The sequence below is a fragment of the Streptomyces sp. NPDC032822 genome, assembly GCF_055578825.1.
Genome location: NZ_JBVIOL010000020.1, coordinates 99,119 through 120,309 on the forward strand (window position 1 = coordinate 99,119; position 21,191 = coordinate 120,309).

The window sequence follows — 21,191 nt, forward strand, 5'->3', positions numbered from 1 at the left end:
GGGGACTTCGCCGCCCAGGTCGTAGCGGTCACCATCGATGCGGTTCAGTCGGGGATCCTCCTGGAGAGGACCGGCCTGACCGCCGGCGACGCCTTCTCCGAGCGCGGTGCCCTCCTGCTGGACTGGCTCAGCTCGGAGCAGGGCGCAGTCGAGCCTCCTTCCACGGCTGCGCGCTCGCCCAAGGACCAGGGGCCGCCCGGATCCTCGCCGAACTCCAGGAACACAGCCCCGAGTTCGTCCGCGTGTGGGAGCTCCAGGAAGTCGCCCAACGCTACGACGACTGCAAGACCATCCTCCATCCCGAACTCGGCCGCATCGACGTCGACGCCCAGCTCCTGTTCACCGAGAACCGCGCACAGACCCTGGTGGTGCTGACCACCCGCCCCGGCACGGAGAGCCACAGCAAACTCGCGCTGCTCTCCGGCATAGGGCCTCAGCAGCTCACGCCCTGACGTCCTGGACCGGGGGACGGGTCCGGGACGGGCTCGGCGCGGGAGCGGCCGGAGGAGGGACCCCTGGAATGGTGCATGCTGCACGGTTCTTTTACTCCGTGCTCTGTGGCCGGGACTGTCGGCCCTCTGTGCTGTGAGGCTTCCGTGACCGGGTCGCCGGTTTGACCGGATGGTGCCTCCGCTTTACTCTCGGGTGTGTACGGAGGCAGCATCCGTTTTGATGTGGCCGCAGGGTCATGGCAGGCAGGAGGGCGTATGAGCGCCGGTGAGCAGCGGGGGCGCAAGCCCCGTGCGGACGTCCAGCGCAACCGTGCGGTCCTTCTGGAGACCGCGCAGCGTCATTTCCTGCGGCACGGGGTGGGTACCTCGCTTGAGGCGGTGGCCAAGGATGCGGGTGTGGGGCCCGGCACCCTGTACCGGCACTTCCCCACCCGGGAGGCGCTGCTGGCGGCGGTGCTGCAGACGCGCTCCGATGAGCTGGTGGCCCGTCAGGCGGATATCGACCGGCTCGGTGACCCGGCCCAGGCGCTGGAACAGTGGCTGCGTGCGATGGAGGAGTACTTCAGCGCCTTCAGCGGGCTGCCGGATCCCCTCATGGCGGCGGCCCGGGCGCAGGAGCCGGACAACCCGCTGACGATTCCCTGCGGCATCCTCATCGCCGCCACCGATCAGTACGTGCGGGCCGCGCAGCTCGCGGGGCGCGTGCGCGCCTCGGTGCGGGGCAACGACCTGTTCCTCGCGGCCTGTTCCCTTGCCTGGATCAAGGGCAACGGCGCCGAGGAGGAGTCGCTCGACCGGCTCCGCATGCTTATCGCGAGCGGCTACCGCCAGCAGGACACCCGGGCGTAACCGCCAGCCACCCCCCCACCCCTGCCCACCCTCCCCGCAACGCCTGGCGGCACCACCACGCAGCCGTCACATCGCGCTGCCCTCGGGGCGGCACAACCATGCAAGGAACAAATAATGAAAATTACTGTCATAGGCGCTGGTGCGATCGGCGGGAACCTCGCTGCCAAGCTCACCGCGGCCGGTCACGAGGTCCTGGTGGCCGATGCCCGCGGCCGTGAGGTCGTCCGGGCGGACGTGCTGGAGAGCGGAGCCCGCGCGGCGGACCTTGCCGACGCCGTGCAGGGGCGGGACGTCATCGTGCTGGCTATCCCGTTCGGGGTGGCGGGGCAGCTGGCCGGCCTGTTCGCCCCGGTCCCCGCCGAGACGGTGGTCATCGACACCGCGAACTACTACCCCGGCATGCTCAGCGAGCCGGTCGAGGCCGTGGACCACGGCCAGGTGGAGAGCGTGTACACCGCCGAGCAGCTGGGGCGCCCCGTGGTCAAGGCATGGAACGCCGCGCTGGCCGGAACGCAGCAGAGCAGGGGTGTCGCGGCCGGAACACCCGGCCGCCTCGCCATCCCCGTCGCCGGCGATTCCGAGGCGGCACGCCGCGTGGCCATGCAACTCGTGGACGACACCGGCTTCGACCCCTACGACGCCGGCACGCTGGCCGACTCCTGGCGTCAGCAGCCCAACAGCCCCGCCTACTGCACCGAACTGACCCTCGACGAACTGCCGGCGGCCCTGGCCACGGCCGACCGCGCCAAGGACGAGGCCATCCGCGACAGCCTCCCCGACCGCCTCGCCGCCCTCGGTGCCAACCCCACCCTCGACGACATCGTCGAGATGAACCGCGCCGCCCACCGCTGACCCGCCCGACACGACTCCCGCGCACCCAACAGCACGACAGCGGCAGCACCGACACACCACGACCACCCACGACGAACACGAAGAACGCACAGTCTCCCGCGCTGCGGCCTGCAGCCTCGGCACGCCGCTGCCTGCGAGTATCCGCAAGGCCGCCGGCGTACAGGGCGCATCCTGGACCCGGCCCTCACGCCGGTTGCCTCACTGCACGGCCTGCCGTACTGCGCAGCGGCGCCGGCGACTGCGCACCATGGAGAGGAACCGCCTTGCCCGGCACCGCATCACCCTTCACCGACATCGCACGCTCCCGACGCTCCCCACGGCGGTTCCTGTCCACCGCCCTGTCCCCTTCGGACATCCGCGGCGTGCTGGAAGACGCACAGACCGCCCCCTCGAACAGCAACACCCAGCCATGGACGGTGCACGTCGTCTCGGGTGCGGCACGGGACGCCCTGGCCAAAGAGCTGCTCCGGGCCGAGGCGGAGGGACGGACCTCCCCGGATTTCACCGACGGCTACGGTGAGAAGGGCATTTACGTCGAACGGTCACAGGCCCTGGGCGCGAGTGTCTACCAGGCCCGGGGTGTCGAGCGTTCGGACCGGGACGGCAGGAGAGCGGCGGTCCGCGAGAACCTGGAGTTCTACGGCGCTCCCCACGCAGCCTTCCTGTTCATGCCGGCCCTCGGCGACGGGGTGCGGACGGCCGGCGACATCGGCATGTACGCGCAGAACTTCCTGCTCTCGCTGGCGGCCCGTGGGATGGCCGGCATCCCGCAGACCGTGCTCGGCGTCTACGCCGACACCGTCCGCGAGTTCCTGGGTGTCCCCGCGGAGCTCAAACTGCTGTTCGGCATCTCCTTCGGCATGGCTGACCCGGCGGCACCGGTGAACACGCTCCGCACAGAGCGGGCTCCGCTGCAGCGGAGCGTGGTCCTGCATGACACCTCAGGAGTCCTCGACAGGCCGTAGGTTCTCCGCCGCAGGAAGCAGCCGGCGAGCAGCCGGTGCCTGGCCTCTGAACGCAGATGGCTTCCGCATGTTCTGCCAGGACGGCACCAGTGCCCACACCGCGTTCTGTCTGGAAGGCTTCCTTGACTTCCTCCCCTTCCTGAAGGAGGGGGATTCCTACGGCTCGCGCTGTAGGGGTTTCTGCTTCATCGCCGACTGCCCGCCCGGAGTGCTCCGTTGAGGTCTTACGCCGGCTCCACAGACAGACGCCGTCAGCCCGACGGCCAGAATGTTGCGTGACGCATTCACATCACGGTCATGCACAGCACCGCACTCACACGTCCAGGTACGGACGTCCAACGCCATCTTCGCCGCAACCCTGCCGCAGACCCCGCACAGCCTGCTGCTGGGGAACCAGCGGTCGATCACGACGAGTTCACGTCCGTACCAGGCGCACTTGTATTCCAGCAGGGAGCGCAGTTCTCTCCAGGAGGCGTCGGAGAGGGCGCGGGCCAGGCTGTGGTTCTTGAGCAGGTTGCGGACGGAGAGGTCCTCGATCACGACCGTTTGGTTCTCACGGACAAGACGAGTCGACAGCTTGTGCAGGAAATCACGGCGCCGGTCAGTGATCCGCGCATGGATCCTGGCGACATGACGCCGGGCTTTCTCCCGGTTCGCCGAACCTTTGGCTTTACGGGAGAGCTCCCGTTGGGCTTTGGCCAGGCGCTCGCGGTCACGCCGCTCATGCTTCGGGTTGGTGATCTTCTCGCCCGTGGACAAGGTCACCAGGGAAGTGATTCCGGCATCCAGGCCCACTGCCGCTGTGGTGGCGGGGGCCGGGGTGATGTAGTCCTCGCACAGCAGGGACACGAACCAGCGCCCCGCCGCATCACGGGAGACGGTCACCGTGGACGGCTGTGTTCCCCCGGGCAGTGGACGCGACCAGCGGATGTCCAGCGATCCCGGCATCTTCGCCAGCGTCAGACACCCCTTACGCCAGGTGAAGGCGGAACGGGTGTACTCGGCCGACGCACCAGACTTCTTCCGGCTCTTGAAGCGCGGATACTTCGCCCGCTTGGCGAAAAAGCTGACGAACGCCATCTGGAGATGCCGCAGGGCCTGCTGGAGCGGGACCGAGGACACCTCGGTGAGGAAGGCGAATTCCTCGCTCTTCTTCCACTGCGTGAGCGCGGCAGAGGACTGCGTGTAGGAGATCCGGCGCTGCTCGGTGTGCCAGGCGCGGGTGCGTTCCTCCAGCGCCTTGTTGTAGACGAGGCGGACGCAGCCGAACGTCCGCGACAGCTCTGCCGCCTGACCGTCGGTGGGGTAGAAGCGGTACTTGAACGCCCGCTTGACCTGCCGCGCCATACCCCACAAGCTATCAGCTTCCATACAGGCAACGGGTGTTGGCCGGTGGCCGGTAACCGGCAGACGCGGGTCCGCCCCGGGGGCGGACCCGCTTTTCCTGCCCTGCTCCGCAGAAGCTTCGTTTCCTCCCCCGGCTGAAGCCGGGGGCATTCACGAAGAAACGCCACGATGACGATTTGCTGGGCGCGGCAGCCCGTTCCCCGGAGGCAGTCCGGGGAACGGAGTGTGCGGTCGGTGAGGTGCTGGTCACCCGAGCGGGTCGGTGGTGTCGCGCAGGGTGGCCAGGGCCGGGGCGTACATGCGGGTCTTGATGGTGCCAAGTGTGTCGCCGGCCTTGGCCACCTGTGTCTGGGCGATCTCGATGGCGGTGGAGCGTACGGCGTCCTCGGCGACCGCTTGGTCGACGATGCCGGCGGCCGCGGCGTCGGCGCCGCCGTAGCGGCGAGCGGTGACCATGGCCTCGTGGGCGGTCTGCGGCGCCAGACGGGACTGGATGAGGGCGGCCATGCCGCGGGTGAAGGGGATGTTGATGTCCGCCTCGGGCAGGCACCAGAAGCCGCGGTCGGCGCGCATCACGCGGAAGTCGTGGGCGAGGGAGAACATCGCTCCGGCGGCGAAGGTGTGCCCCTGGAGCGCGGCCACCGTGATGACCGGCAGCGACAGCATGCGCGCGAAAAGCTCATGGACCGAGACGACGTAGGAGTCGTACTGGTCGGCGTTGGCGAACAGCCAGTCCAGGTCGAGGCCGTTGGAGTAGAACTTGCCGGTGGCTGTGGTGACCAGGGCGCGTTGGCCCTCCGCCTTCTCCACCTCGTCGAGCGCGGCGCTGACGGCGGTGAGCCAGTCGGGGTGGAAGCGGTTCTCGCCGTCTCCGAGGTCGAGGACGAAGACGTTGTCGTGGCGGTCGAGTGAGGGCATGGCGATTCCTTCGGGGTGAGTTGGGTGAGGTGACCGGGGGGAGTGGCTGTGGGTTATGGCCGAGGTCCGGGTGCGGCGCCGGGGCGGGCGCGCAGGGTGTGGCGGAGCAGGTCGTGGATCTCGGCGGCGGCTGCCTCGATCGGGGCGGTGGTCTGCTCGGCTCGGCACATGATCACCGCGCCTTCGACCGCGGCGATGATGAAGGCGCCCAGCCGACGGCTGCGTTCCTCGGCCAGTCCGTGCCGGACGAACAGGGTCGCGAGGGCCTCCTGCCAGCGGGTGAAGACGGTGGCGGCGGAGCGGGCGAGGTGGGGTGCGTCGTCGTTGGTCTCGACGGCTACCGCCACGATCGGGCAGCCGGCCCGGAATCCGCTCTCCACGAGCCGGTCGCGCCACAGCGCGAAGAACGCGTCGACGGCCTCCACCGGATCGTCCGCCTGCAGGGCGGCATCGATCATTCCTGCGATGAAGTCCCCGGCCAGTGCCACCGCCTCGTCGATGAGCTGTGTCCGCCCGCCGGGGAAGTGGTGGTAGACCGAGCCCCGGGGGGCCCCGCTGTGGGCGAGCACACGGTCGATGCTGGTCGCGCTCGCCCCGTACTCACGCAGCAGGGCCGCGGCGCTGAGGATCATCCGGTCACGGCTGTCACTCCTGCGCGGGCTCATCCGCCCCCCCACTTTCCCGTCGGCGTGGCGGCCATCGACTGGGCTACCTGTCGGTAACTTATGGGGTGTGGCATAAAACATGCAAGGGGAGATCGGGTAGTGGTTCGCTCGGCGCCGATGAGTGTCGCCGGATCAGCAGACTGAACTCCGCAGCTCCGCTCGGCCTGCCGCGCCCCGCGTCTCTTGGGCCACGACTCCCGCCAGGACCTGCGGCGGGTGCAGGGGCCGGGTGCTGTTCCCTTGGCCGGACAAGTCGCGTGGGGCGGATGCTCGCTGGGGCAGGCCCTCCGATCAAGGAGACGGATCCTGTTCGAAGCCGAGCCGGCCCTTGAGCAGGGGGAGCACTCTCCGACAACGACCGACCTGCTCGAGCAGCGAACGGGCCGACGGATACGCGCCGATCCGTGGCGGAGGCTGAGACAAGGAGCCTGGTGAAAGTGGAGGAGCAGGTGTTGTTGGCACTCCTGTCGCATAACCTCGTGGGGGAGAGGCCGGATGTCATGCGTATACAGAGCGGGGAGGCGAGGGTGTTCGGAAGGGGCAGGCGGGTACTGGCGGGTGCAGCGATCGTGGCCTGCATGGTGCTGGTGGGCCCCGGTGCGCCGGGCGGCAGCCTGTTCGGCGATTCGGTGCGCGCCGAGGCCGTCAGGGAGGCGAATGCGAACCGGGTCATGACGTGGAACATCTGCAACCCTTGCGAGGAAAGCAGCGCTCACCAGGCAGGAGAGATCGCCGAGTACGCGCCCCAGGTCATCGGCCTGCAGGAAGCGTGTGTGCGTGACGTCGAGGGGATCCGGGATCGCCTGGAGCGCGAGTACGGGCTGGTGTACCACGTCAAATACGGCTCGGTTCTGCAGAGTTGGGGCCGCTGCGGGGGAGTGCCGTGGAATCCGGGAGGCTACGGCCAAGCGATCCTCTCCGCGGCGCCGATGACGGACCACGTGAAAGTGGAGTACCCCGATGGCGGATCCGAGGACCGTGGCTACATGGCAGTCACTACCACGGTGGGCGGCCAGTCGGTCCGCGTCTTCAACACGCATCTCGCCGAACGACGTCAGGAAGCAGTCCGGGCGGACCAGGCCAAGGTGCTGGCCGTGGAGGTCGCGCGGCACGAGCGCGCCATCGTCCTCGGAGACTTCAACGCCGTGCCCCAAGCTGTCGAACTGAACCGGATGTGGGCGCTGGCCACGGATACAGACCCTCAGTGTCACGTTTCGGCCGACGGCGCCTGCGAGGTGACCACCGACTGGCACAGCAAGTTCGACTACGTCTTCCTGCGAGGCATCACCTCGCGTCAGCATGGCGTGCACCCCAGTCCATACTCGGACCACCATCTGCTGCACAGTGACCTGGACCTGAGGTAGAGGCTTGCCGGTCCGGCGTCGCTGAGGAGCGACACCGCCGACGAGACCGCCCCGGTGCGATCAGGTGCGATCCGGGGTCCGCGCGGCGAGGATGACTCCCCGCCCGGGTGGGCGACCAGTCAGGCGGCCAGCGGCCCGGATTCGCGCGTCGGGAGCACATCGAGCGCACTGCGGGCTTCTCCACAGGTCAAGATGGTGAACAGGTCCGGCCCCGACAGATGGCGAAGTCGTCCACGCCCAGCGCCCGAGGCATGCCGGGCTGCGGGCCCGGCAGCGCCATGATCCTGTGCGGCATGGACATTCGCCCTGCGCTGATGTCCAGTTGGCCGGCCGGGCGTCGGCCCACGGATCCCCCGGCCTTGGACGAAGCTGCCTCGGACCGTCGTCCGGGAGATTGAGCGGCTCCTCAGGGGCCAGTTGAACCGCGTGTTTCTGAACTACCTGTGGGGGGCACTACGTTGGCCCGATGACTGATTCTGTGCCGCCCGGCGGCGTTGTCCTTGACGAGGACGAACTGAATGCTCGGTGGACGGATGCCTGGCGGCCGGAACAGATCGCGGAGCGGCTGGGCGGGGTGCGTGCGCCTTGGTGCGTCGCGGCAGGGTGGGCTCTGGATCTGTTTCTCGGAAGACAGTCGCGATCCCACGGCGATCTGGAGATCGCCGTGCCCGCGGCGGAGTTCGCGGAGATTCGGGACCGTTTCCCCGAGTACGTGTTTGACGCGGTGGGCTCGGGACGGGTCTGGGCGAGGGCAGGAACCGAGGTGCTCGCGGCCACGCACCAGACCTGGCTGCGGGATCCGGTGAGCGGTCAGTTCCTGTTCGATGTCTTCCGGGAGCCTCACGAGGGCGGGACGTGGATCTGTCGGCGGGACGAGAGCCTGCGGCTGTCGTACGACGCGATCATCGAGAGGTCTGCAGACGGCATCCCCTATCTGGTGCCGGAGCTGGTGCTGCTGTTCAAGGCGAAGGCGGCACGGCCCAAAGACCAGGCGGACTTCGACGCGGTCCTGCCGCTGCTGAGCCCGTCGCGACGCGGCACTCTCCATGGGTGGCTGACGCGCGTGCATCCTGGACATCCCTGGCTGGCGAAACTGGTAGGTCGGTAAACGCGGGCCCTGCCGGAGGAACACCGCTGATCGAGTAGCCGATTCGGCTCTCCGGCGTCGCCGGTCTCCAAAACAGCCGGTCGGTTCGGCTGCGCTGGCCGGAGAGATGCCGCGGGTCGTCCCCGCAGGGGTACGGCACGGACGACCGAGCAGACGCGCTTCCTCGCCACCCGTGAGGTTGCTCGACGCTTCGGCGCGATGTCTTCGACGGTCGGCACCTGGAAGGAGCGGGGCAAGATCTCGCCCACCCACACCGATCCGAGCCTGGGCAACCTCTACGATCCCGAGGAGCTGCCCGCTCCAGCCTCGCTCGCCTGAGACGGTTTGCCGGCTCAGTAGGCTCGGTGAGCTCATTGTTGGTGTAGCACGCGATATCAGGAGAGGGCCCAGACGACTGCTTTTCGTGGTGCCATCCGTGCCCTTGGCCTGGGTCAGTGGCTCCTCGGCCGCTGACCAGCGCTCACTGTCGCTGAGATGCCCGGCCCAGTCCGAGCATGTGTGTGCCCCGTATGGCACGGAGGAGCCCTTGCTGCCGTCGTCCGAATCGCTGCCGCACGAGTTGACCAGGCTCGCCAGCACGGCGACGGCCGACATGATCAGGCCCACTCTGCGCATCAGGTTCCCGCCCCTTCTGTCGCGCCGTCCCTGGCCCATCCGGGCAATTCAAGTACTCCGCCACCCGAACTGTCCGGGAACGGTAACTCGCCTACCGGGGAAGCTCGTTGCCCCGGCAAGGTGCCCGCTGGAGCCCGGCTTCCCGTCAGTCGTCCTATCCGGCCAAGTGGCACGGACCCCGTTCAACGTCACCGGCCCGAGTCGCCGAAATCGGCTGGCCCCGCCCGGCTGTCGGACATGGAGCTTCAGCAGGAGCTCAACGCTCGTCTTGCCGCACTGATGCGGTTCTGCGCGTCAACGCCGTACACGGCGGACTCCCGGAGCGACCTCCAGGTCCGCAGATACGTGTCGACACTCGCCTCGTCGTCGATCCACAACTCCGCGTGCCAGTTCTCAACGATCACCTGACGGTCGTCATAGATCCAGAAGGCGGTCGCCGGGGGGATCTTGAGCGAGGCGGACAGCGGGATGATCCCCAGCTCTACCGTGTCCAGGCCGACAGCTCCCGCGAGCCGGTCGAGCTGGGCCGCGAGCACCGAGGGCGGACAGATCAGGGTGTGAAGAGCGGCCTCCCACAGGATGAGGTGGAAACGCTTCGAGGAGTCGTACAGCCACTCTTGCCGTCTCATGCGGGACCGGACTGCTTCGTCGGTGTCGCGTGGCGATCGCTGCAGCTCCGCGTACCTCGTGAAGATCGACCGGGCGTAGTCCGGAGTCTGGAGAATCCCGAAGATCATGGAGGACTCCCAGCCACGGAACACGGAGGTGTCGGCGTGAGCGCTCAGGTGGGTGTCCTGGACCGGCTTGTGCCCGGCGGCCAGTTGTCGCCGCCATGACCGGATGTGGGACTCGAAGCCACGGAGGCGGGCCAGCAGTTCGTCGTACGCCTCGGGCTGGCCGGTTGCCTCCGCCCACTTGCGCAGGTCATCCGGTGTCGGAGTCTGCCTGCCGTTCTCCAGCCTGCTGACCTTGGACTTGTTCCACCCGTACTGCTCAGCGAGTTCCGTACCGGTGAGCCGGCGTCCCGGGACGGAGAGCCGGAGTTCGCGTAGCCGTACCCCGAGCGTTTCTCGTGCCTGCTGATAGTCCGTACTCACCGGTGCACACCTGCTCTCAGTCCTCCTTCACGGTCAGCTGCGCCGCGAACTGCTCGTACGGGACGGCGTGATGCATCGCCGCGTCACGCGCCATGGCGTACCGCAGGACTGCCGCAGGCTCCGTGATCAGTTCGACGTTGACAAGGTTGTCGGCGTCATCGAAGTTGAGGAGCGCGACCAGCCGGGTGTCGAAGATCCAGAAGTCTACGTCTGGCAGGCTGAGCCGGTCGGCATTCTCTTGCCACAGGTTGTGGATCTTCTCGCCGACGGCGCTGTTGCGGCGCGCGTTGTCGAGCAGATAGAGCTGGCCGGCCGTCGGCGGGTCGTCGACGATGCGAACACGCTCGAACCGTTTGCCGAGCCCGGTCTGCTCGCGGCGCTCGGCACACCACTCGGCGTCGACGCCTTCCCAGCTGACGGGCTCGCCGCGGGTGAACTGCGCGTACTGGTCCGTGAGCTCGTCGGACGCGTACCGGCGGCGGGTTTCCAGGCGCCACGCCGTGTGCTCGAACTGGGTGAAGAGCCGGTCGAACTCATCCAGCCCGATGATGTTCGGCACGCGAGTGACCTCCTTGGGGGCGAAGTCGACGAGCAGTTCCCGTGACACCACGATCGGCACCTCCCCCTCGTTCAGGTGCTGGAGCTGGGAGACGTCGTCAGGGTCGGTGAGGGCCGGGCCGTGCACGATGACCTCGCCCGTGTCGAGGTCTTCATCGGGGCGTTTCTTCGTGGGTACCTCCGGCTTCAGCCGGGGGAGGAAACGAAGCTTCTGCGGAGCAGGGCAGGAAAAGCGGGTCCGCCCCCGGGGCGGACCCGCGTTGGCCGGTTACCGGCCACCGGCCAACACCCGTTGCCTGTATCGAAGCTGATAGCTTGTGGGGTATGGCGCGGCAGGTCAAGCGGGCGTTCAAGTACCGCTTCTACCCCACCGACGGACAGGCGGCAGAGCTGTCGCGGACCTTCGGCTGCGTCCGCCTCGTCTACAACAAGGCGCTGGAGGAACGCACCCGCGCCTGGCACACCGAACAGCGCCGGATCTCTTACACGCAGTCCTCGGCCGCGCTCACGCAGTGGAAGAAGAGCGAGGAATTCGCCTTCCTCACCGAGGTGTCCTCGGTCCCGCTCCAGCAGGCCCTGCGGCACTTGCAGACGGCGTTCGCCAACTTTTTCGCCAAGCGGGCGAAGTATCCGCGCTTCAAGAGCCGGAAGAAGTCTGGTGCGTCGGCCGAGTACACCCGTTCCGCCTTCACCTGGCGCAAGGGATGTCTGACGCTGGCGAAGATGCCGGGGTCGCTGGACATCCGCTGGTCGCGTCCACTGCCCGGGGGAACACAGCCGTCCACGGTGACCGTCTCCCGTGATGCGGCGGGGCGGTGGTTCGTGTCCCTGCTGTGCGAGGACCACATCACCCCGGCCCCCGCCACCACAGCGGCAGTGGGCCTGGATGCCGGAATCACTTCCCTGGTGACCTTGTCCACGGGCGAGAAGATCACCAACCCGAAGCATGAGCGGCGTGACCGCGAGCGCCTGGCCAAAGCCCAGCGGGAGCTCTCCCGTAAAGCCAAAGGCTCGGCGAACCGGGAGAAAGCCCGGCGTCATGTCGCCAGGATCCATGCGCGGATCACTGGCCGGCGCCGTGATTTCCTGCACCAGCTGTCGACTCGTCTTGTCCGTGAGAACCAAACGGTCGTGATCGAGGACCTCTCCGTCCGCAACCTGCTCAAGAACCACAGCCTGGCCCGCGCCCTCTCCGACGCCTCCTGGAGAGAACTGCGCTCCCTGCTGGAATACAAGTGCATCTGGTACGGACGTGAACTCGTGGTGATCGACCGCTGGTTCCCCAGCAGCAGGCTGTGCGGGGTCTGTGGCAGGGTTGCGGCGAAGATGGCGCTGGACGTCCGTACCTGGACGTGTGAGTGCGGCGCTGTGCATGACCGCGATGTGAATGCGGCACGCAACATCCTGGCCGTCGGGCTGACGGCGTCTGTCTGTGGAGCCGGCGTAAGACCTCAACGGAGCACTCCGGGCAGGCAGTCGGCGATGAAGCAGAAACCCCTACAGCGCGAGCCGTAGGAATCCCCCTCCTTCAGGAAGGGGAGGAAGTCAAGACGGGGACGTTATCCACGTGCGGTCTCCTTCTCGGCACCCGTGCGCGAGGGGGTCAACGGGCTGGTAGTGCGACGGCGCTTTCGACGTTGTCGAAGGCTGGCGGTGCGGGCCAAGCACTCTCTTGGTCGGGGGAAGCAGTGTGGTGACTTGAGCTCCCGGCCCTGTATTGGGAGGCCGCAGGCGCGGCGCGTACAGGGCCGGGAGTGGCCCTCGTTCCCTGAACCACCGTCCGATCCGGGGAACGAGGGGGCTGGCGGGGGGCCGCACCGGGAAAGAGGAAGGCGGGATGATCGGGCTGCACCGTCGATGTCCTTGGTCTAGTGGTGGGAGATGCGCCCGGTGCGGGGGTAGTTCGGCGTCCGCTTAGGAGGAGTCCGTCGAGCCGTCGTCCCCGCACCGGGCTGGTGCCCCACGCCCGGCAACGGGGGATGCCTGACGTGAGAGATGGGACCCGCGCACGGCCCATGCGGATTGACGGGGTGAGCCGTGCGCGGGAGCTTCAGACGGCAACAGGCGGAGGGTGCATGCGGTCGGAGTGCAGAACGGACCATGGCGTGCGGGCGCTGGTGCCGGTCTCTTCCTGTAGGAGGTTTTCGGCGAGGCGGCGGCGTTGGACTTCGCCGGTGCCGGCGGGGGCGTAGGTGGTCTGCATGTCGCGCCAGATCCGCTGGACGGGGTCATCTGAGTCCAGGCCGTTGGCGGCGTGCAGTTGCATGGCGTCGTTGCCGGTGTCGGAGGCGAGTTCGTGGCCCAGGCTCTTGGCGGCGATGAGCTCGTTGTCGCAGGGCTGGCCGCGGTCGAGCATGTCCACGGCGTGGTAGGTGAGAATCTTGGCCATGATCAGCCGGGCGGACATGCGGCCGAGTCGTTCCCGTATGACGCCGAGGTCGGCGAGTTTGCCGTTGTAGCGGGGGCGGTTGCTGACGTACTGGGCGGTGAGGGAGACGGCCGTCTCGTGCAGGCCGAGGCTGAGGGCGGTGAGGTTGGGGCGCCCGCACAGGATGCTGCTGGACTGGGCGACGTCGAAACCCTGGCCCACGTCGCCGAGCACGTTTTCGGGGAGCACGCGGACCCGGTCGAAGCTGATCTGGCCGAAGCTGAAGCCACGCAGCCCCAGTTTGCCGCTGTGTCGCATGAGGCTCACGCCATGCTGGTCGCCCTGGACCAGGAATGCGGTGAGGGCCTTTGAGGTGCGGGTTCCGGCCGGAGCGGTGCGGGCGATGACCACGTGGAGATTCGCGATGTGGCTGTTGCCCACGTGGGCTTTGACCCCGGTGAGGACCCAGGACCTGCCGTCCCATTCGGCTGCGGCCTGCATGCCGCCGAGGTGGCCGCCCTGGTCCGGCTCGGTCACGGCGATTGACATCAGCATGCTGCCGTCCGCTACGCCCGGCAGCAGTGTGTTGTGCTGCTCTTCGTTGCCGTAGTAGAGCAACGCGGCGACCGGGATCAGGCTGGCCTGCAGGATGGCGGCGGCCGCACCGGAGACGCGGGCGAGACGGTGGATCAGGATCGTTTTGGCGACGTGCCCGGCCTGCATGCCGCCGAAGGCTTCGGGCACGGTGACGCCGAACCAGCGGCGGCCGGCCAGTAACCGGGCGATCTTCCGGTCCACGCGCTGCGGTGCGCTCTCCATGCGTTCTACCCGGGGCAGGATCTCCTGGGTGGCGAAGTCGTCGGTGGTCGCCCACAGCGCCTGATGGGCAGGCGTGATGAACCTGATGAGGGTGGCGGGTGTGGTGGGCATGGACATGGACGGTCCCTCTCCCTAAAAGGGGCTCACATGACGGCTGCGGCCGGAACCGCGTGTGGGGGGCCTGGGCGAACGTTCGTCAGGGGGCCGCCGAGGTGGGGATCTTGAGGATGTCGGCCGCTGTACGGGCGGTCTCCCGGACGATGGTCTGCAGCTGTGCCGCGTCGGCGAGGGTCCGGGGTTCCGGGTCGATGATGCAGACGGTGAGCAGGGCGAGGCCGGTCGCCTCGTCGAGGATGGGGCTGCCGAAGTAGGACTGGATACCGATCGCGTCGACGACGTGGTTGCTCTGGAAGCGCGGGGAGGCGGCCACGTCCGGCAGTGGCAGCCCGCGCTTGCGTTGGATGACCTCGGGACACCAGCCGTGGGAGCGGCTCATGGAGCGGCCGACGAGGGGATAGCCGGCCTCCCGCGGCGGGTTGTGCAGGCCCAGGAACGTCTGCTCGTCGCTGAAGGCGTTCACCATGGCGTAGAGGAAGCCGGTGCGCTCGGCCATGTCGGTGGCGATGTCGTCGAGTACGTCCTGCCCCTGCATGGGGATGCCCAGTTCGCTGAACCGGGTCAGGCGCAGGGACATCTCGGACAGTTCGGTGGCCGGGTCGTCCGTGTAGGTGTGGATCTGGTGCTGTGTGGTGCGGGCCGGGAAGGTCATCGGGCGTCCAGGAGGGTGGGGCGGGCGGATTGGGTCTTTACGACGTGCTGGACCAGGGCGATCAGGACGGAGGCCACGGAGTCGGGGTTGCGGGCGTCGCAGAACATCAGCGGCACGCGGGCGTCCACGTCGAAGGCCTCACGGATCTCCGGAAGCGTGCGGACAGGTGTGCCGGGGAACCGGTTGATCGCTATGACGAAGGGCATGCCGAGCTGCTCGAAGAAGTCGGCGGCGTGGAAGCTGGAGTCGATCCTTCGGGTGTCGACCAGGATGACGGCGCCGAGCGCTCCTTCGGCCAGGTCGTGCCAGAAGTCCCAGAAGCGCGGCTGTCCTGGGGTTCCGAACAGGTACAGCTCGATCGGGTCGGGTACGTCCCAGCCGACGCGGCCGAAGTCGAAGGCGACCGTCGTGGTCGTCTTCTCCTCCACCCCGTGCAGGCTGTCGGTCGCCGCGCTCTGCTCGGTCAGCAGCTCCTCGGTGCGCAGTGGACTGATGTCGCTGACCGCGCCGATCGCTGTGGTCTTGCCGACGCCGAACCCCCCGGCGATGACCACCTTGACGGTCACCCGCTCGCCCGGCTGCAGAGGCTGATTCATGCCACCATCACCCGGCCTTCGAGGCTGCGCCTGGCCACCGGCGCAGGAGAGCGGCACTCAGTGCCTGCAGCGTCTGCACGTCGCGTTCCTCGCCAGGCATATCCGGCACGTGCACGTTCACGGCCCCGGCGTCGATCAGGTCGGAGACCAGAACTGTCACCGCGGCGACGTGCAGGCTCAGCGTCCCGGCCAGCTCGGCCAGCGGACGCTGACGCTGCCGGCACAATTCGACGATCCGCACGCTCTCTTCCGGCATGCCGCGCGGCGGGCGTCGGCCGGGGCCCAGGACGGTGTGCATGCTGAGGTGGTGACGGGCTCGGGTGCGCCCGTCGGTCACCGCGTACAGCCGCACGATGCTGGCTGTCTCGTCCGAGGCAGCTAAAGAGGCCGGACCGGAGCGGGAGTTCATTCGGCACCGGAACCCTGACCGTCACGCGTGCGGACCGGGGTGGTCATAAAGGGGGCGAACCGCTGCACCAGGCGGCCGGCGGCGAAGGCAACGGTCCCGATGTTGGCGTCCGTGCGGGCGAGCACGACCAGGATCGTCGTGACGGTCTTGCCGGCGGAGTGGAAGGCGTGTCCCGTACCGGCCTCGGTGACCAGGAAGAGGGTGTCTTCGCGCTCGATGAGGATCTGGCCCGCCGGCATCTGCTTGTCCGTCGGCCCGGTCACGCCCTTGGACAGTCCTGACAATCCCGAAAAGGCGGCCGCCAGCCCGTCCGCCCAGTCGGGCTCCATGTGCGCCGGGATCGCCTGCCTCATTCCGTCGCGGGAGACCAGCAATGCGTGGGTGACGCCAGCGGTGTCCTCCACGAAATCGTCCAGCAGGCGGGCCATCTGCTGCTGGACCTCCTTGGGGGAGATCACGGGAACAGTCGTGTCGTAGTTCATGACGAACACTCCGGGAGGTCAGGACTGGGGGTGGGAGAGGGATCGGTCTGCAAACCGGCCTGCAGACCGGTACGCCAGTCCGCTGCGGCCTGGGGGTTCGCGGCCGGGCCTGGAGCTGCGGCCCCAGGCCCTTCAGGCATGGGGCGCGGCACGCGCTTACGGCGGGGCAGCGGGTCCGTACAGTCGGCGCCAGCCGGTGGAGCGGGGCTGGCTGCGCTGGGGCTGGGACCCGTCGGGCGTGGTGCAGCCGCCACGGGGTCCGCCAACTGCCCAGCAGCTGGATGAGACTGCGTGGGGATCGTGACGGCCCCGACGGCCGGAGCGGTGGGGACGAGATAGTGGTTGGGGACGACAAGGTTGGCGGTAGTGCCGCCCGTCGGGTTCATCGACAGCCAGACTTCCAGGCCGTACTTCCCGGCGATCCTGGCGGAGGTGATCAGACCGAGGTTGCCTCGGCGGACCTGGTCTGCAATTTCGGCGTGACCTGGGTTGCTGAGGAGCTTGTTGAGGAGGTCCCGCTTGGCGGGGTCCATGAGGAGGATCGCGCGATCCTCAACCTCGAAGTGCAAACCCCGGGCGACTTTCTGGGCCCGCACGATGACTTTGGTAGCCGGGTCGGAGTGGTCCAGGCCGTTGTCGATGAGCTCGGCGAGCAGGTGCGTGACGTCGGGGTGCACGTGGGCTGGCAGGGCGAAGGCAGCCCCCACATCGCCGCTCGCAATCTGTACACGGGTGTACTTCACGACCTCGGACTTCGCGCCGCGGAGAAGAGTGGAGACGGGAACGGGCGCCCGGGTCTCGCGCAGGGACTTGCCGCCAAGGACGACGGAGACACTTTCGACCATGCGACGCAGCCGGGTAGCGAGGTGGTCGATCTTGAAGCTCCGGTCGAGTAGCTCCGCGTCCTCGGTCGCCTTCTGAAGCAGTGTCAGGTGCTCAAGCATCTCCCCGATCAGCCCGTGCTGGCGGCGCGACAGCGTCTGATGCATCGCCACGAGCACCGCGGCCTGCGACTCGTCATGCACTCGCAGCATGGCGTCGGCGCCCTGCACCTGCAGATTGCTGATCTCCTCCAGAGCTTTGGTCAGCGAGTCACTGCCGTCGAAGCGGAGTTCCTGGGGGAGAGGAGGACGCGCACCCCGACACAGTTCCTCCGCCGTCCAGATGACGCTCTTCTCGGTGGCCTGCACAGCTTCCGCGACGCGCTGCAGCTCACCGTCACGATGCGCTTGGAGGGAGGCGGCCAGGGCTTGGACCCGTATGGAGCCGACGAGTCCGGTGATGAGCACGCTGCCACCGAGACAGATGGCAACCTGGGTGACGGTGAAGTCGAGGGCCCAAGCGGCAACGATGGTCACGCACCCCAGAACGGTCATGCACGCCAGCGGGGCGTACAGGGCGCCGGCGACCTCGTCCAGGAGATAGCGGTCTACCCGGGGGCGTCGGCCTCTTCTGCGGCGGTGGGCGGCCGGGCGGTTAAGGGGCTGAGGGGAAGGCATGGGGTCCTCGGAATCGGTTCCAGCAGGGGGATGCGCGGGGAGGCAGGGCGTTTCAGTGGACGGGGAGGACGGCCTGCACGGTCTTGCCCACGACCTCGCCGTCGACGTCCTTCTTCACGTCCCACGCAAGGCGCCCCCGGTAGTGGGTCACCCACCACAAGCCGGTCGGCTTGCCCTTGGGCTCCCGGGACTGGTTGGCCACCTTCTCGAAGCCCGGGAATTCGGGGTACGCGTCCTCCACCTCGACGCGGAGCTCGCGGGTGTCCCCTGTCACGATCAGGTGGAGGGAAACGCAGCCGTCGGTGAAGGGCTTTCCGTGCCGTACGGCGTTGTCGACCAGCTTGTCGGCGACGCGGATCGCGATGTCCACGTTGCCGGACCAATGTCCGATCGTGAGCCAGGGGCGAGCCCGCAGGCGGGCGTTGGGCCCGGCCCCTTCGTTGGCCAGCAGTGTTGTGCTCCAGTCAAAGGCTGGCTGCTCTTCAACTTGCAGGGGAAACAGGGTGACCGCGGCCGTCTGTGGTCCTTCGCAGGCCGACGTATCGGTCAGGGGCACGACTGCATCACCTGGGCAGGCGGAGGTTTGCTGGTTCGGCGGGTTCACAGGAAGGCTCCCGGTTGCGCGATCGCGCGCAGATTCGTGCCGGTGGGGCGGAATGAGTGAGGAAAGAAGACCTGCCTGTCGGGCACGTCGCCGCGGGAGATGACGACGCGGGGCAACCTCGGCAGTGCCGAGGGGCGCGCATGCCGCGTCGGCGAGCGTCAGCCGGCGTACGCGGTCGCTGGCGGTCCTGCGCGGGGCGGTCATGATGCAGCCCCGCCCGACGGAGCAGATTCGGCCGAGCAGCGCCGAGGGTAGAGAGTCGCGCCGATCTCCTCGTAGAAGCTCTCCATCTGCTCGGCCGTGAGGACGAGTGGGAGCCTCTCAACGAGCTGGGCTCCGCGCATCAGCGCGAGCGGTACAGCGATTCGGCCAGCCTGAGTGTGGTGCAGCGGACTGTCCTCCGCGCGCTCCACCCGCAGAGCAGGAATGGACGCTGGGGAGGGCTCTTCCGTGAAGTGACCCTTCGTCATGAGGTGAGAACTTAGGGCCATTTACCAAGATCAGCCCTGAATCCAATTCAGGGCTGACTGGGGTTCAGGGTCGAAAAGGGAAGTTCAGGGTCAGGCCGCGATGCCGATGTGGCTGGCGACCGAACGCAGGTCATCACGGAACAGCGGGCGTTCCCGCTTGAGCAGGTCAGTCACGGCCTCCCTGACCAGTGGAGAGAACACGATCTCCTCGGGGGACTGCTCCTTCAGCTTGCTCAGCACGTGCACCGTGGCGTAGTCGTCGCGCTGGATGCGGTTACAGTTCATGACCTCGATCAGATACCGAGTACGACGTTCCAGCGGCAGATCCGGGTTGATCTCGACACTATCGGCCAGACGCAGCGCCTCGCTCGCGTTGCCCTCTTCAGCTGTCAAGTGGACTTCGTGCATCGCCACGTTCGTCGGACCGAAGCAGGTGTGCCAATGGTTGAGGTCTGCTCCGACACGTGCGGCTGCCGCCTTCGCACCCCGGTAGAGATCCCACGCGGCAGGCCCCTTGGCGGCACGCACTGCGGCGACAGCAGCCTGCAGGTGCAACGCACCGTATGCCGACCAGTGCTCGGTGGGCGAGTCGTCAGTGGGGGCGCAGTTCGCGATCGTTGCTCGCGCCATTTCCACGCTGTCGTGGACCTCGCCAGCCGAGGTAAGGACGCACGACAGGTTCCATGCGGCGGCCGCGATGAGAGCCGGATCGCCGGCGTTGTCGGCGAGCGATAGCCCACGATCAGCAGCGATCCGGGCGAGAGTTGGTTCGCCGACGCGGCGAAGCCAGATCTGGTGAAGGCCGTAGAGACTGACGAGCTGGCGTAGCGCCACCTGTTCTTCGGCGCCGGAGGCGTCACGTAGGGCCGCATGCCCGTGTCGGAGAAGCTGAGGCAGTCGAGCCCCCACATCCTGGTAGCGGCCCTTAGGCTGCGTCTCGTAGATCTTCCACGCTTCGTCGACAGACGCCTTGAAGTCTTCGACGGACACGGAGCCGACGACTCCAGGGAGGAGCGACGAGGGGAGCGACAGGGTGCTCCGGATCTCGGGAACGTGCTCGTGCTCGGTGTCCAGGCCGGCACCGACGCCGGAGAGGAAGCCGCCTGTGAGGTCTTCCAGGCTGCAGCGCAGGACGCGCGCGAGGTCGAAGAGCAGTGAAAGCTTGTCGATCGGGATCTGCTCGTGCTCGACCTTATAGACCCAGTTCTCTGAGCGGCCGATCAATTCGCCGAGGCCCTTCTGTGACAGGCCACGGCGCTCACGGAAGTACCTGACACGCTGTCCGATAGTGAACAACTCGCGTAGATTTAACATGAATTGACCTGTTCTTCGCTGTGGTAGGGCGCTCACGATCAGCGTAAGTCGGTGAGCCGCTCAGCGGGGGATACTGGATGTCTCTCCCCCTATGGGAGGGCACTCAAAGGTCCCCCGCTGAAATTGGCGGGGACCGCCTTCGAAGTTCGTCTCGTAAGGAGCTCCCTCTTGTACCCCTCCTACCGCGGCCTGATCCTCGACTTCGGCGGAGTCCTCACCACACGGATGCGGCTCAACGGCCAGGCATTCGAGCGCTCTGAGGGACTGGAGCCGGGCGCCTACTTCCACGCTCTCAACGACAATCCCGAGGGGGTGGCCGTGTACTCGGCGCTCGAAGTCGGCAAGGCCTCGCAGGAGGACTGGAACCGAGTCATTGGTGGCATCCTCGGCATCGACCCGACCGACCTCATGCGTCGCGCGCTAGCTCATCTCCGACCGGAGCCCGCCATTGTGGCAGCCGCAGACAGGGCCCGCGCCGCCGGGATCAAGGTAGCGATGCTCTCGAACAGCTTCGGCCTGGATCCGTATAACCCCTACGAGACGCTGGGTATGGGGGAAGACGCGTTCGACGCCGTGATCCTTTCCGAGCGGGAAGGGGTAAGGAAGCCATCCTCGTTCATCTACCAGCGGGCACTGGATGCCCTGGGACTGACTGGGCCGGAATGCGTATTCGTCGACGACCACGCCGAGAACCTGCCGCCAGCCGAAGCGCTCGGCATCCGTACAATCCACCACACGACGGACCCTGACGTGACCGCGGCGCAGCTCGACGCCCTCCTTGAGCGCTCAGTCGCCTGAGCGACCAAGGCGTCTGCCGAACGCAACAGCCCGGCAATACCGTACCCATCGAGCTACGCGGCCGTGTCGACGGCAAGGTCAAGGCAGCCCTTGAGCAGAGTCTCATCGACCCTTGTCGACTGTGGCTTGCGGGAAGAGGTCGCGGTTAATCTGCTTGGGCAGTCGGCGCTGCCCGCGGTGTCGGCGGCGGTTGAATCCTGACCCGGTGTGGGCGGTCGAGTTCTGACCCACCGGGTCTGGGTTGCCGGTGTTCAGTCGGTGTCGTGTGTGGCG

At 67.6% G+C, this 21,191-nt stretch carries 21 protein-coding genes; 8 read left to right on the plus strand and 13 right to left on the minus strand.

Annotated features, from left to right (window positions below):
• The first annotated feature begins 242 nt into the window (after positions 1-242).
• From ACZ5VD_RS37035 to ACZ5VD_RS37050, 4 genes are all read left to right on the plus strand, one after another.
• Positions 243-452 (plus strand): MmyB family transcriptional regulator, encoded by a 210-nt coding sequence (locus tag ACZ5VD_RS37035; RefSeq protein ID WP_468684880.1) that lies wholly within the window; start codon positions 243-245, stop codon positions 450-452.
• A 255-nt stretch (positions 453-707) separates the two neighbouring features.
• Positions 708-1,301: a TetR/AcrR family transcriptional regulator gene (locus ACZ5VD_RS37040; protein ID WP_468684882.1), complete on the plus strand. Its 594-nt coding sequence runs from the start codon at positions 708-710 to the stop codon at positions 1,299-1,301.
• Between the two features lie 114 nt (positions 1,302-1,415).
• Positions 1,416-2,153 (plus strand): NADPH-dependent F420 reductase, encoded by a 738-nt coding sequence (locus ACZ5VD_RS37045; protein ID WP_468684884.1) that lies wholly within the window; start codon positions 1,416-1,418, stop codon positions 2,151-2,153.
• A 263-nt stretch (positions 2,154-2,416) separates the two neighbouring features.
• On the plus strand, positions 2,417-3,118 hold the full coding sequence (locus ACZ5VD_RS37050; protein WP_468684885.1) for a nitroreductase: 702 nt from the start codon (positions 2,417-2,419) through the stop codon (positions 3,116-3,118).
• A gap of 156 nt (positions 3,119-3,274) precedes the next feature.
• On the opposite strand, the gene ACZ5VD_RS37055 is transcribed toward ACZ5VD_RS37050, so the two are convergent.
• The 3 genes from ACZ5VD_RS37055 to ACZ5VD_RS37065 all read right to left on the minus strand — a co-directional run bounded on the left by ACZ5VD_RS37055 (position 3,275) and on the right by ACZ5VD_RS37065 (position 6,048).
• Positions 3,275-4,465: an RNA-guided endonuclease InsQ/TnpB family protein gene (locus tag ACZ5VD_RS37055; RefSeq protein ID WP_468684887.1), complete on the minus strand. Its 1,191-nt coding sequence runs from the start codon at positions 4,463-4,465 to the stop codon at positions 3,275-3,277.
• 246 nt (positions 4,466-4,711) lie between these two features.
• Positions 4,712-5,383 (minus strand): enoyl-CoA hydratase-related protein, encoded by a 672-nt coding sequence (locus ACZ5VD_RS37060; RefSeq protein WP_468553473.1) that lies wholly within the window; start codon positions 5,381-5,383, stop codon positions 4,712-4,714.
• Positions 5,384-5,436: 53 nt separating this feature from the next.
• A complete protein-coding gene (locus ACZ5VD_RS37065; RefSeq protein ID WP_468684888.1) occupies positions 5,437-6,048 on the minus strand; it encodes a TetR/AcrR family transcriptional regulator in 612 nt (203 codons plus the stop codon).
• 500 nt (positions 6,049-6,548) lie between these two features.
• Between ACZ5VD_RS37065 and ACZ5VD_RS37070 the strand changes: the two genes are divergently transcribed.
• Both ACZ5VD_RS37070 and ACZ5VD_RS37075 read left to right on the plus strand, forming a co-directional pair.
• Positions 6,549-7,412 (plus strand): endonuclease/exonuclease/phosphatase family protein, encoded by an 864-nt coding sequence (locus ACZ5VD_RS37070; protein ID WP_468684914.1) that lies wholly within the window; start codon positions 6,549-6,551, stop codon positions 7,410-7,412.
• 466 nt (positions 7,413-7,878) lie between these two features.
• Positions 7,879-8,520, plus strand: a complete 642-nt coding sequence (locus ACZ5VD_RS37075; RefSeq protein WP_468684890.1) for a nucleotidyltransferase domain-containing protein — start codon at positions 7,879-7,881, stop codon at positions 8,518-8,520.
• Between the two features lie 860 nt (positions 8,521-9,380).
• Here the strand turns inward: ACZ5VD_RS37075 and ACZ5VD_RS37080 are convergent.
• Both ACZ5VD_RS37080 and ACZ5VD_RS37085 read right to left on the minus strand, forming a co-directional pair.
• Positions 9,381-10,232: a helix-turn-helix domain-containing protein gene (locus tag ACZ5VD_RS37080; RefSeq protein ID WP_468553476.1), complete on the minus strand. Its 852-nt coding sequence runs from the start codon at positions 10,230-10,232 to the stop codon at positions 9,381-9,383.
• A gap of 16 nt (positions 10,233-10,248) precedes the next feature.
• Positions 10,249-10,980 carry a DUF6879 family protein gene (locus ACZ5VD_RS37085; protein ID WP_468684916.1) on the minus strand — a complete coding sequence of 244 codons (732 nt, stop codon included), beginning with the start codon at positions 10,978-10,980 and terminating at the stop codon, positions 10,249-10,251.
• Between the two features lie 134 nt (positions 10,981-11,114).
• On the opposite strand from ACZ5VD_RS37085, the gene ACZ5VD_RS37090 reads away from it, so the two are divergent.
• Positions 11,115-12,305 (plus strand): RNA-guided endonuclease InsQ/TnpB family protein, encoded by a 1,191-nt coding sequence (locus ACZ5VD_RS37090; protein ID WP_468684892.1) that lies wholly within the window; start codon positions 11,115-11,117, stop codon positions 12,303-12,305.
• Between the two features lie 535 nt (positions 12,306-12,840).
• On the opposite strand, the gene ACZ5VD_RS37095 is transcribed toward ACZ5VD_RS37090, so the two are convergent.
• From ACZ5VD_RS37095 to ACZ5VD_RS37130, 8 genes are all read right to left on the minus strand, one after another.
• On the minus strand, positions 12,841-14,094 hold the full coding sequence (locus ACZ5VD_RS37095; RefSeq protein ID WP_468684894.1) for an acyl-CoA dehydrogenase family protein: 1,254 nt from the start codon (positions 14,092-14,094) through the stop codon (positions 12,841-12,843).
• A 79-nt stretch (positions 14,095-14,173) separates the two neighbouring features.
• Entirely contained in the window at positions 14,174-14,746 is a 573-nt protein-coding gene (locus ACZ5VD_RS37100; protein WP_468684896.1) for a GAF domain-containing protein, read from the minus strand.
• On the minus strand, positions 14,743-15,342 hold the full coding sequence (locus tag ACZ5VD_RS37105; RefSeq protein WP_468684898.1) for a GTP-binding protein: 600 nt from the start codon (positions 15,340-15,342) through the stop codon (positions 14,743-14,745). The genes ACZ5VD_RS37100 and ACZ5VD_RS37105 overlap by 4 nt, the downstream gene beginning before the upstream one ends.
• Before the next feature lie 7 nt (positions 15,343-15,349).
• Positions 15,350-15,751 carry a DUF742 domain-containing protein gene (locus tag ACZ5VD_RS37110; protein WP_468684900.1) on the minus strand — a complete coding sequence of 134 codons (402 nt, stop codon included), beginning with the start codon at positions 15,749-15,751 and terminating at the stop codon, positions 15,350-15,352.
• On the minus strand, positions 15,748-16,179 hold the full coding sequence (locus ACZ5VD_RS37115) for a roadblock/LC7 domain-containing protein (RefSeq protein WP_468684902.1): 432 nt from the start codon (positions 16,177-16,179) through the stop codon (positions 15,748-15,750). Before ACZ5VD_RS37115 ends, ACZ5VD_RS37110 begins: the two co-directional genes overlap by 4 nt.
• Before the next feature lie 50 nt (positions 16,180-16,229).
• Positions 16,230-17,591 (minus strand): ATP-binding protein, encoded by a 1,362-nt coding sequence (locus tag ACZ5VD_RS37120; RefSeq protein ID WP_468684903.1) that lies wholly within the window; start codon positions 17,589-17,591, stop codon positions 16,230-16,232.
• Between the two features lie 193 nt (positions 17,592-17,784).
• A complete protein-coding gene (locus ACZ5VD_RS37125) occupies positions 17,785-18,336 on the minus strand; it encodes an ATP-binding protein (RefSeq protein ID WP_468684905.1) in 552 nt (183 codons plus the stop codon).
• A gap of 560 nt (positions 18,337-18,896) precedes the next feature.
• On the minus strand, positions 18,897-20,102 hold the full coding sequence (locus tag ACZ5VD_RS37130) for a helix-turn-helix domain-containing protein (protein WP_468684907.1): 1,206 nt from the start codon (positions 20,100-20,102) through the stop codon (positions 18,897-18,899).
• Positions 20,103-20,288: 186 nt separating this feature from the next.
• Between ACZ5VD_RS37130 and ACZ5VD_RS37135 the strand changes: the two genes are divergently transcribed.
• On the plus strand, positions 20,289-20,918 hold the full coding sequence (locus ACZ5VD_RS37135) for an HAD-IA family hydrolase (protein ID WP_468684908.1): 630 nt from the start codon (positions 20,289-20,291) through the stop codon (positions 20,916-20,918).
• Positions 20,919-21,191 lie beyond the last annotated feature (273 nt).